General features: G+C 35.2%; 7 protein-coding genes and 1 other annotated feature. Of the genes, 2 read left to right on the top strand and 5 right to left on the bottom strand.

The genetic code is table 11. From position 1 onward, the window contains the following. Positions 1-145: 145 nt before the first annotated feature. The 3 genes from ileS to ACFSCX_RS20495 form a co-directional block, all read right to left on the bottom strand. A complete protein-coding gene (gene ileS / locus ACFSCX_RS20505; protein WP_377930121.1) occupies positions 146-3,238 on the bottom strand; it encodes an isoleucine--tRNA ligase in 3,093 nt (1,030 codons plus the stop codon). Positions 3,239-3,286: 48 nt separating this feature from the next. Then, positions 3,287-3,537, bottom strand: a binding site (T-box leader). Between the two features lie 121 nt (positions 3,538-3,658). Then, a complete protein-coding gene (locus ACFSCX_RS20500; RefSeq protein ID WP_377930120.1) occupies positions 3,659-4,645 on the bottom strand; it encodes a phosphotransferase enzyme family protein in 987 nt (328 codons plus the stop codon). A gap of 125 nt (positions 4,646-4,770) precedes the next feature. Further along, positions 4,771-6,018 (bottom strand): ATP-binding protein, encoded by a 1,248-nt coding sequence (locus ACFSCX_RS20495; protein ID WP_377930119.1) that lies wholly within the window; start codon positions 6,016-6,018, stop codon positions 4,771-4,773. Between the two features lie 163 nt (positions 6,019-6,181). Between ACFSCX_RS20495 and ACFSCX_RS20490 the strand changes: the two genes are divergently transcribed. Continuing rightward, on the top strand, positions 6,182-7,624 hold the full coding sequence (locus ACFSCX_RS20490; RefSeq protein WP_377930118.1) for a CAP domain-containing protein: 1,443 nt from the start codon (positions 6,182-6,184) through the stop codon (positions 7,622-7,624). A gap of 94 nt (positions 7,625-7,718) precedes the next feature. On the opposite strand, the gene ACFSCX_RS20485 is transcribed toward ACFSCX_RS20490, so the two are convergent. Next, on the bottom strand, positions 7,719-8,423 hold the full coding sequence (locus tag ACFSCX_RS20485) for a class I SAM-dependent methyltransferase (RefSeq protein ID WP_377930117.1): 705 nt from the start codon (positions 8,421-8,423) through the stop codon (positions 7,719-7,721). Between the two features lie 971 nt (positions 8,424-9,394). Here ACFSCX_RS20485 and ACFSCX_RS20480 point away from each other — a divergent pair. Beyond that, entirely contained in the window at positions 9,395-9,814 is a 420-nt protein-coding gene (locus ACFSCX_RS20480; protein ID WP_377930116.1) for a hypothetical protein, read from the top strand. A gap of 335 nt (positions 9,815-10,149) precedes the next feature. On the opposite strand, the gene ACFSCX_RS20475 is transcribed toward ACFSCX_RS20480, so the two are convergent. Further along, a complete protein-coding gene (locus ACFSCX_RS20475; protein WP_377930115.1) occupies positions 10,150-12,072 on the bottom strand; it encodes a S8 family serine peptidase in 1,923 nt (640 codons plus the stop codon). Positions 12,073-12,147: the final 75 nt, after the last annotated feature.

The following is a 12,147-nucleotide window of genomic DNA, read 5'->3' as shown; positions in this document are numbered from 1 at the left end:
ATAGATAACTTGGTTAATTGTTACTTGTAAAAAAAGGATATTACAGTAAGTGTATTTGAGTTACCCTAAAACTAAAAAAAAGTATTTGACATTGTACGCTTATCTTATAAATAAGACCCCCAATACTCATTAGGGGTCTTATTACTTAAGTTGTAAACGATATTCCTACTTGTTGATTTTCAATTGTCACATAGTTCATATCTTCTTTCACACCAAAAGCAAAACTATTCACCAAGAGGTTTTGCCTTAACAAGCTTTCATAAGTGTTAATGACCTCCTCGAATCGACTATTTACATCAATTATTACATTGACTCTCTTCTCAACAGGTAGGTTTAGTTCTTTTCTATAATTCTGAACAGCTCGGATAAATTCTCTTGCAAGACCCTCCTTTTTTAATTCGTCACTTATCAAAGTATTAAGCATAACGGTATAGTCTCGGTTTGCACCTAGTTCCATGTGCTCCTCTGTATTTTTTTCAACTAGAATATCTGTTAGATCAATGCGAACCTCATCACCATTAGGAAGTGTGATAAGTACAAATCCATTTTCTACAACCTCCAAAGACTCTTTTGCATCTAGTTTTCGTAAGAAATGGTTTACTTGATTCGATTCTTTTCCTAATTTTGAACCTGCAGTAGAATAATTTAGCTTCAGTGAATACTTGAAGACTTCAGCTGATGCATCTGTTACAATTTCCTTTACATTTACCTCGTCTTTAATGATACTTGAGTAGCCACTTAGAAACTCAATATTCTCGTTACTATTTGACAATATTAAAAGTTCAGAGAGTGGTTGCTTTGTTTTGATACCCGTTGAATTTCTAATCGATCTTGCAAGTTCAACGATTTGAAGAACAGAATCCATTTCTTGTTCAAGTTGACGATTCATGACTTCCTCTTCTGAAGCAGGAAAATCTGATAGGTGAACACTCTTACCTGTTAAATTCATATAGATATCTTCTGCGATAAATGGGATGAATGGTGCTAATAATTGGCTTAGTTTAACTAACACTTCATAAAGTGTATGATAAGCTGCTAGTTTGTCATCACTCATCCCCTCACTCCAAAACCTGTCACGAGATCTTCTGATATACCAATTACTTAATTCATCCACAAAAAGGAATAATTCCCTGGCAGCATTCGTAAACTCAAACTCGTCTAAATAACCCTTTACCTTTTTAATAACGGTATTTAACCTAGATAATACCCACTTGTCTAATAGAGATTGTGTTCCTTTCTCTTCATTAGCTGGATCAAATTGATCGATTTCTGCATAAAGAGTATAGAATGAATGGATATTGACTAATGTATCCACGACCTTTGACTTCGCTTGATTCACTACTTGCTTGGAGAACTTCTTATTATTCCAAGGAGCACTATCTGACAAAAGAGCCCATCTTAATGCATCTGCGCCAAACTCATCCATCAATTCCATAGGATCGATTACATTGCCTTTACTCTTGGACATCTTACGTCCATTTTCATCTAAAATATGCCCGAGTGATAAAACCCTTTTGTATGGTGCCTTTCCAGTAATTAATGATGAAACAGCTAGTAGACTGTAGAACCATCCTCTCGTTTGATCCACACCTTCAGCAATGACATCTGCTGGAAATTGTGAATCAAACTCATCTTTATTTTCAAAAGGATAATGATATTGGGCAAAGGGCATGGAACCGCTATCGAACCAAACATCGATTACTTCCTTTGTTCGAAACATATCATCACCACAGCATGAACAGCTTAGTACAACTTGATCCACATAAGGTTTATGCAGTTCAATATCTTGTGGGACATCACTCTTTGCATGTTTCCTCATATCCTCAATACTTGAAGGAGCATATTGATGATCACAAGAGTGACATACCCATACATTCAGCGGAGTACCCCAATAGCGATTCCGGCCGAGATTCCAATCAACCATGTTATCTAAGAAGTTTCCGAAGCGACCATTTTTCATATGCTCTGGATACCACTCGACTGAATCATTATTTTTCTTCATTACATCTTTGATAGCAGTTGTTTTAATAAACCAACCTTCCATTGCGTAGTACAACAATGGAGAATCACACCGCCAGCAATGAGGATAGCTATGCTCATACTTTTCTTTATCAAACAATAGTCCATTATTAGCTAACATCTTTATGATTTCAACATCACAATCTTTCACAAACTTTCCTTGTAGCTCGCCTGCCTCACTTGTATAACAACCAGCTTGATTCACTACATTCACAAAATCAAAGCCATTTTCCATAACTACTTGGTAGTCATCTTCTCCATAGGCAGGAGCTATATGAACAATTCCAGTTCCACTTTTGTTAGTAACAAATTGACCTTCGACCACTTTATTCCCTTTACTTACCTGAACATATGGAAATGGAGGAATATAGGATAAGCCAAGTAGATCCTTTCCTTTATGAGTACTAAGCAATGTATATTCACCTTTTATCACATCGTTTAACCGATCTTCCGCTACTACATATACTTCTTCGTTTTGTAGCACCTTTACATAATTTAATTCTGAATGAACGGCCAGAGCGACATTAGCTGGAAGCGTCCAAGGCGTCGTTGTCCAGCCGAGAATGTATTCATTGTCTGTATCCTTAATCTTAAATTTTGCTGTGACAGATAGATCCTTCACATCCTTATATCCTTGTGCAACTTCATGTGAACTTAACGAAGTCTGACAGCTTGGACAGTAAGGTGTTACTCGATGCCCCTTGTAGAGCAATCCTTTTTGATGGATTGTAGATAAGATATACCAGACAGATTCGATATATTTGTTATCTAAGGTAATATAAGGATCCTCCATGTCTACCCAATATCCAATTTTCTCCGTAAATGTTCTCCACTGTTTTTCATATTCAAATACACTATCCTTACACTTTTCAATAAATTTCTCCACACCGTATTTTTCTATATCACTTTTTCCAGAGATGCCCAGCTGTTTTTCCACACCTAATTCAACTGGGAGTCCATGAGTATCCCACCCTGCTTTACGCTTTACTTGATATCCAGTCATCGTCTTATAACGCGCAACAAAATCTTTAATGACTCTCCCTAACACATGTCCCGCATGGGGAAGTCCATTTGCTGTAGGAGGGCCTTCATAAAATACAAAGGTTTCTTTCCCTTCCTGTTTTGTAACAGATTGTTGGAAAACATTTTGTTCATTCCACAGCTTTTGAATACGCCTCTCCCTCTCAGCAGGACTTTCATTTACATTCACTCTTTTCATATTCATTCCCCTCCTAATGTTGAGTAAAATAAAAAAACTCGCCCCTATAATAAGGACGAGTTTATCTCGCGTTACCACCTTACTTCTATGAATCCTACTTAATAAATACGGATACATAGCGCTCATACAACGTACTATCATACGTGTCCCTTTTAACGGTAGGATACCGTCAAAGCTTACTTACTTCAGCTTTGCTTCTCAGAGAGGATTTTCAATATGGTCTGAACATTGACTTTCACCAAGTGTCAACTCTCTGTAGATCAGATTCCATATTTACTCTTTCTCGTCAACGAATTTTTCCGAATGATTGGTTTAAATAAGGATATGCAATTCTTTATTATTTGTCAATAGGTAGATAACATAAAATTACATTTTTCAAGCTACAATGCACTTAATGTGACTTTCATCATCCTTATCGACTTACGGTAGTTGGATATTATATTTATTAATAAAGTCATTTACCCGTTGAATATTAGTCGTAATAAAGCTTTCGGGGTTATCACTGAGTAACAGAATATAATTTAAGAAATTAATTCTTCTTGCTGTCATGAGCAGGTCAATGTCATAATCAGTAAACGAAGGTAAAGGACACACCTTTTCGTATCCTTGAAAATAGAGCTTTTTAACCCTATCAAAATCTATGTTCTCCTCATAGTCATAATAGTATAACATGATTGAAATATCATGAACCGGTAGACCAAGTAAAGCTTCCTCAAAATCAAGAATACGTAATTCATCCTCGTAAACTTTTACATTCCAAGGGTTCAGATCTGCATGAATCAATTGAATATGCTGTTCATTTTTTTGATAATAAGATAATAATGCTTTGTCTAAAAATGGGATAATTTTATCCATCAGTTCATAGTATTCAGCTGTTAGAACGTTTTTGTATTCTTCGTTTTTGTAGACAGCTGTTTCCCCATTATAATAAAAAACCTTATCCCATCTTTTGGGAGAAACAGTATCCGGAATTGACACACCATATGTTGACTGATGCAACTGAGCAGTTAGTTCACCGAATTTTATAAAGAGTTCATCACTTTCCTTACCAGAAAAATCATCCCCCTCTAGCCACGTATAGAGGGCTAGTCGCCTTGAGTTAATGAATTGAACGTAGCTGCCGTCCTTTGCCTGTATTACCGATGGAAGAGATATATTACTATTTTTTGTGACAAGATTGATCATGAAAATTTCTGCTAGGTTATCCTCTAATGTACTAGACTCTTCTTGGAATAGTTTTAATGCGTATGAATTCCCCGATTGATCCATTACCTTAAAGAAGATATTTGTTTCTTCAACTAAGTAGAACACTTCTTTAACATTGATTTCATAACGGTCTAATGTTAACTTTGCCAGTTGTAATAGTTCTTCATCCTTCGTGGATAACTTAGACTGAATATTTGACATCGTTTTAGTCCTCCATTCTTTTACATTTTAAGACATAACATTTAGATGCTCATATGGAATAAAAATAGACTACCTCCCCTCGAATAACTACTCGTATTAACCATGTATGGAAAATGGAAATGGAGTTATTTATCAAAAGGTAACGCGACCGTAAATACAGTCCCTACCCCTTTTGTACTTTGAACCAATATATCACCATTCATTTCTCTAATAATCCTGTATGTAATCGTTAATCCAACACCTGTTCCTTTATCCTTTGTGGAATAATAGGGTGTACCTAACTGCTCTGTTTGTTTTTTCGTCATTCCTATTCCATCATCTTTTATATCTATATAAACTTTATTACTTCTTTTATATGCTTTGACGGTTAGATTGCCGTTTGCACCTATTGCTTCTACACTATTTTTCATAATATTAATGATTGCTTGCTTAAATTCATTTCTTTTTCCTTTACAATATAATTCTTCTTCAATGGTAGAAGAAATCGCAATTGTGTTCGTATTTGTATACGATGTTATAACTTCCGTAATCGATTTTAATTCTGAAGAAATGTTTAACCGAGTATTTGAGTCTTTTTTAGATGGCTTGGAGAGAGACAAATAATCATTTATTATCGCTTCAGTCCGCTTTAATTCATCCAAAGATATATCAATATATTTTATTTGTTCTTCGGTTAAGTTCGTGTCTTTCCTTATGAGCTGCAGAAAACCTTTTATCGCGGTCATAGGGTTTCTCACTTCATGAGCTATGGAAGCCGCTAACTGACTTACTGTGTTTAATCGCTCTGCTACCTGGATATGTTTCTGATTTTCTATTTGCATGTCTACATTGTTGATAATATAGACGATCATGACTAAAAGTGCCCATGTTATTAAGGAGTAGAGGCTAATAAACACTAGTAAATCAAAATGTTTCACATAAATAAGGCTGATTGCTCTTGTAAATGTAATAAGGAAATAAATACATGTTAGTATAAGTAGTTGACTCTTCAATGTAAAAACTTCTATTTTCCTTTTAAGTAAAATGATGATACAGGCAGCAATAGAATAATTTAACAACGCAATGGAGAACTCATGGTCACCCAAAGAGAATCGGTACACTAGCATAACTATAATTAATCCAATCCCAGGCCTAATTCCTCCAAAAAAGACCCCTAAAATAATGGGAATGACTCTAAAATCATAGTGATATTCATCAGAAAAATAGATTGGATTTTGCATGGTAAATATGAGCATGATGAACAAAACTAGAAAAAACTTTGAACGAATACGACTTCGGCTACTCTGTTCTTCTCTCATAAATAAGTGGTAGGAAAATAACGGAAGTAATATTACTAATATGTGATATGAGAACTGTTCAATAATTGTAAACAAATGTGAATCAGTCCTTCCAAATTTTTAGTTGAATCACTTCTATATTTCTATCATTTTCATATAATTCCTCTTTTGAACTAATTAGAATAATATCTATTATATACTTAGATAACTACGGTTATAGTAAACTAGTATATAACTTTTCAAACAAAGGAGGAAAACGATGAAGAAATTATACGCTCTTATCCTTGCAATTATGGTAAGTATGAATCTATCCTCAGCGACTAGCGCGAGTGAACTTTCTGCGACTGACTACAAGGATTACGATGCTACGCAATACTGGGCAGAAGGGATAAAATGGGCAGTTAATCATGGGATTATGAAAGGATATTCCGATGAGAGGCTGTTAAAGCCGAATCACACTTTAACGGAAGCACAGTATTTAACGATGTATTTTAGATATTTTATTCCTGAAGAATTACACCAACTACAAAATAGAACAAATAATATTGGCCATTGGGCAGTAGCTCAGTATTCATTAGCTGAGCAATATCATTTAAGTGTCTCTAATGATCCTTTAAAGTATGATCAACCCATTCGTAGGGGAGATACGGCATTATTATTAGCAGAAGGCATAACGGCAAAGGAAATGACGGAGGAAGAAGCAATACAATGGTTATATGACCATAATCTTTCAACTGGTTATCCTGATGAAAATGGATATTATCCTAAGACGTACTACTCTTATAAGCCAAACGATACATTAACAAGAGCTCAAGGGGCTGTTTTCTTATATCGACTATTGGAAAGTGAGCTTGAGAACGAAGTCTTAAAAGTAGTGGGACAAGAGGTATATAACTTTTCAATTTTCGGTATTGAAATGTACGACCAACGTGCCAAAATTGAAGAGAAAATAGGAGAACCTAAACGCATCACTTTTGACTTTCAAGGCTTAAAACTTCATACATACTATAACGACAATTACGAAGATTTTATGATTGTAGGCTACGACGTAAATGATGAAGCTGCATTACTATATTCAAATCAACAAGATTGGTTCAAGGTTGAAAAGAATGACATGCCGTTAGCACTGTTTCACGAACAGATTACTTCAAGCTTTGGAGACCCTGCTATTAATTATTCTATAAAAAATAACTATTTTATGGTAGACAACCTGGCTATCAATTATTTTTACGAAGTACACGATTCTCTTATTCCGGTTCGTGCACTCATGATTGAACGCTTTGACTTTGAAGGTTATGAAATACCGACTAATCTTTTTGAATCTGATAATTATCTTTCTTTCGATATAACCAATAGTTATCGAAATAAATTCGGGCTTGAGTCTGTAGCATGGGATGATAAGGTAGCGGATACTGCATTTAAACATAGTAAGGATATGGGATTAAATAAGTACTTTTCTCATTACAACTTATTGGGAGAAAATCCTGGTGATCGCCTTCAAAGAGATGGATTATACCTATCCAGCTGGGGAGAAAACATCGCAAAGGGATATACGAATGGTATTGATGCCACAGAAGGCTGGATGAATTCTACAGGACACCGTGAAAATATGTTAAGACCCTCTCATACACATGTTGGTATTGGCACCTATTTTGATAATGGAGTAACGCCTCATTACACACAGGTTTTTTTCACTCCATAACTGTAAAACCCTTCTCTTTCGAGAGAAGGGTTTTACATATCAGAAGCCTATTTACGCTTAATTGCCTGCAGTCAATAACAAAATAACAACAAAACTAAATCTTTTGAAATAAGGAAGTCATTAGCCCATCTACACCGAACATGTCACTACGACCCTCTACTTTCTTCATTTTTCTTATTTCTATTTCCTTAAAATCTTTAAAAATTGCCCTTAACTTTTCTTCTGAATACCCTAGCCCTCCCTTTAGGCTCCTGTGCTGATATACCTCCCAATCAGATATATCTGCCCCACCATACTTACCATTTGGAATAAAACTAGTCATAGCAAAATAACCATTTGGTTTCAGGGCTCGTTTCACTAAGTGAAGGTAACTCATTCTACGATGGGGAGCAATATGATGAAAACAGCCAGAATCATATATAATGTCGTATGTATTTTCTTCGATGTCTAACTCAAAAATGTTTTTATGAATAAAATTCACACTGATGTTTCTTTCATAAGCTCTTTCACTTGCCCATTTCAGACTTTCGCTTGAAAGATCTACTGCATCAATAAAGCACCCTTTTTCAGCAAAGTAGATTGCATTTCTGCCTGGACCACACCCTAATTCTAGCACCTTACCTGATGTGATAATTTGATTGTTAAAATAACTCACTAAATTTTCGTCAGGTGCATTCACAAAAAACGGAATGTTCTTTTCACGATTTAAATAAAAATCATCCCAAAAGTGTGATGGTTCTCGAAGCAAAGAATCTAACATCTTAAATAAGTCTTCTAGCTCATAAATGTTTTCCTGCACAAATCATCCCTCAATCCAAATAAAATAGTCCTTTTCATTGTACAAAAAAAAGACGGATCCTTGGTTAACATAGCTTTACGATTATATTAAACTGGTCATAGAAATAGAGCTCATCTTGATTCCTAAAAGCCTATTATATCCATTAGGGACCATACACTTTTCATCTTTTAAAATACTAGATAGTAAATTACCATCATTGTGAAAAGCCCTATAATGAACCATCTATTTCAAGATAATATGGCTGCTGTCTTTAATGGTCGTTCTAAATATTACAAATGTAACAGTTGTATGACAAAAGAATATGTAAATCTACCTAATCAATATGAAAGCACTGCACTTTTTAATATCTCCGGAAACAAAAAAATCTGATGCTCGATGCACATTTTTTTTAGTACCACTAAAAAAATTTGTAGATATCACTTAGCAAGGGCTTTAGGACATAGTGAAAATGAAATTCGTGTAAAGGCATGCGAACTAGGATAGTTACGATTAGTAGATAGAGTGGGTACAAAGAAATTTATGGTGAACATGCTCTTGCTTATTTACTCCTAATCAAATGATCTCTAGAACCATTAATGAGGATGAGTTGGAGAGGTGAAATCTACCCAATTTGAAATCTTAGTCTAGACAAAGATACACGAAAATCTCAGCAAATAAGGAGAAGGTAGCACTCATTATAATGGTGCAGTTACAGGAAATGGGGCAAGTTTTAAATCGGTAAGCAAGGAGACAATTACACAAATGGGTCCTTATGTAATTAATGTGGGAATTGGATATACAGTTGAAACAGCAATAAGCTTTATTCCATACGGAGTTCAGTTAAATTATTTCATACAGTAAGTACAACTAATACAATAAAGTACATTTAATCAAACTTACCTGAAAATGGAATAATTAAACATAAAGTCTATAATTTGTATGATAAGATAAACATAACAGGTTACTAAGTGAGTCTTTAAAGGAGGGCTTATTTGAAAAAATATTCAATAATTAGTGGATTCTTTTTATTACTATTGTTATGTAGTTATCTAATATATGTGTCTTATATTAAGGAACCTATAGTTAAACAAACAATAGTCTACCAACAAAAATTCCAAGAAAAAGTACACTTTAATATCAAATTTTATATATTAGAAAAGACTAATGATGTAGACATACTAAAAAATGTTGAGATACAAGGCGTCGATGTATTAGATACAATAGTAGTTGAAGAAATTTCAAATAAAAAACCACGAGAAATCTTATGGTCTAAAATTGGAGAATTGCCATTGAAAAACCTGGTAGAAGGTAAAGACTATTCTATAACTGTAATAACAGGTGAGAGCCAAATTAAAGATGAAATCCCTCCTATTACATTAGAATTTAATAACTATATTAAGACTTTTGATTAAAAGAAAAGATATTCAGCTTTGAACTATATTCAATTTATAGAACCCCCCATTTTTCTAAGAAATTTGGATATTGGAGGTTTTTAATGTTTATATACTTGTGTCCAGAACAAAAATAGTAGATTTTTACAATTATGGTATAGTAGATAGAAAGTTTTTTTCTTTTGCTCTTATTGAGCCTGTTCGAGAAGTTAGCACCCTAAAGGATGCATAAAAAATAGGAAGTTCTGTTGGTTTTCTGTGTGCCAAGACACTATCCCATTCTCTTGCTGAAAACTTTTATACTTTCTTTATAATTGAAAAAACCCCTCAATCTTGTGATTGAGGGGTGACGATTTTTAGTTCAAGACAGCAATAGAAAAGTCTTGGGACCCGGATGGTACATTGTACGCATCAACTTCGATTGTGTACGTGCCACTTTCTGATAGATTAATAAATACATTTTCTACATTGTTTTTATAATCCCAGTTATTGTTGTAAGGGTTTGAGAAGTCATTTCCTATATAGACCTTTCCACTTGGGGACGTGATAATTAAATCCAGATCATTTACTAAAGTCGTAGAAGCGGATGTGCTTCCTGGATAGTCAGTCCAAACTAGGGAAACTTTAAGAGCATCTGTACCGTCTGCTGTAAATGTATATGTTGCTTTCTGACCTGTACTTAGACTCTTCGTTTCATTGACATGTGCAATATTTAATGAACGGTCTAATGATACTCTTCCCCAGCCTTGGTTATTGTTAGGGTAGCCAAGTCCAATATCTACAGCACCTGCAACGAGAGATGCTTTAATAAGGGAAGGCTTCGGTGTCACACCGCGGTTTTCCACGAAGTGTTCACGCAGTAGGGCAACACTTCCTGCGACAATCGGAGTTGCCATTGAAGTTCCACCCATATAAGCATACTTACTGTTATAATTTGCCCAGAAAGAGCTATCTGAAGCTAAAGCGGATCTTGCAGAAAGAATATACGTACCAGGAGCCATGACATCTGGCTTAATACGTCCATCTGAAGTTGGACCACGGGATGAAAATTGCGCCACGTGATTGACATTATCTGCATATGATCCGAAGCTCGGACGATAGTTTTCGGTTGCTCCTACAGTAATGGCGTTTTTAGCAGTTCCTGGAGCACTGATTGTTCTTGAATAAGGGCCCTCGTTACCAGCTGCAAATAAAATAGTCATGTCGTTATTCCAAACATACTCATCAACCTGTCTAGAATCTGTTGTATACGCCCCGTTTACTGGTGCACCCCATGAATTCGTATGAATAGTCGCACCTGCATTTTTTGCCTGTGTAAATAAGTCACCTAGATTCGTAGGTAAACCTCCAAGTCCTCCTGCACTATCCATAATAGATTGGAAGATTAAGTTTGCTTTAGGTGCCATTCCTTTTGAAGCTGAACCATCCCCTAATACTGAGCCAGCAACATGAGTTCCGTGTCCATGTGGATCACTTGCATCATTTGTACGGCCCCATGCATATATGGAGGAAATATGACCTTGAAAGGCTTCGTGCATCGTACTATCATTTGTACCTCTGTCTAGTCCTGTATCTGCTACAGCGACCGTTTGCCCAGAGCCATCGAGACCATATGTACCCTTTACGGTACTTACTTTAATAGTTTTAGCAGCCTCATCATTCAGCAGCTTATATTCATAATCTTGGGCAATAAAGACGATATCATTTTGATAACTATAGTTTATTAAATCTTCTAATCCCTGTACTTGTATTTTTTGTTTTTGACCTTTTAATGTTTGAATGGTAGCTTTTATGATTCCAGAAGCTCCATTTTCAAATAATATTGGGTCAAATTTATAAAGTGGTTTTAATGGTTGAACTGTTTCTACGTTTGTTACGGCGCTAATTGTAGCCAGATCTACATCTTTTGCATCTACAATAAAGGCGAAGTCAGGAATATAGTCACCTACTTCAACTCCAGTTGCTGATAAAGCAGCTTTGTCCACTTCTGTAATTGGACCAATAAATTGAACAACGTATAAGGTATTACCTTCAGGAACGGTTTCAAGTTTTTTCTTAATACCGTTTGGAATTTTAACATCAGAGGTTTCGATTAAAAACTTTGCTTTACCGTCACTAGCATTTTTCTTTTCCATATTCACCTCAGATTGTTTAATTTCTACAAAGCTTAATTCCCCGTTTGATGCAACTGACGTACTACCAGGACTAGTAAGTGTTATCGATGCCAATAATGCAGCCGTTGTTAATGTTGCAAAAATTACATTCTTCTTTTTCTTCATCTCTCCAACTCCTTTTTCAGAATTTTCTCTATTAATTTAACATGAAGAGAAAAAGAGTTGTATTGGGAAAATTAG

Origin of the sequence: Bacillus salitolerans, from assembly GCF_042680805.1 — a bacterium.
Lineage (GTDB): Bacteria > Bacillota > Bacilli > Bacillales > SA4 > Bacillus_CJ > Bacillus_CJ salitolerans.
This window is presented reverse-complemented; position numbering and strand designations above follow the sequence as displayed.

Excerpts from the sequence above, each read along its gene's own strand:
- ileS (WP_377930121.1), bottom strand. The coding sequence starts at position 3,238 with ATGAAAAGAGTGAATGTAAATGAAAGTCCTGCTGAGAGGGAGAGGCGT.
- ACFSCX_RS20500 (WP_377930120.1), bottom strand. The coding sequence starts at position 4,645 with ATGTCAAATATTCAGTCTAAGTTATCCACGAAGGATGAAGAACTATTA.
- ACFSCX_RS20490 (WP_377930118.1), top strand. The coding sequence starts at position 6,182 with ATGAAGAAATTATACGCTCTTATCCTTGCAATTATGGTAAGTATGAAT.
- ACFSCX_RS20475 (WP_377930115.1), bottom strand. The coding sequence starts at position 12,072 with ATGAAGAAAAAGAAGAATGTAATTTTTGCAACATTAACAACGGCTGCA.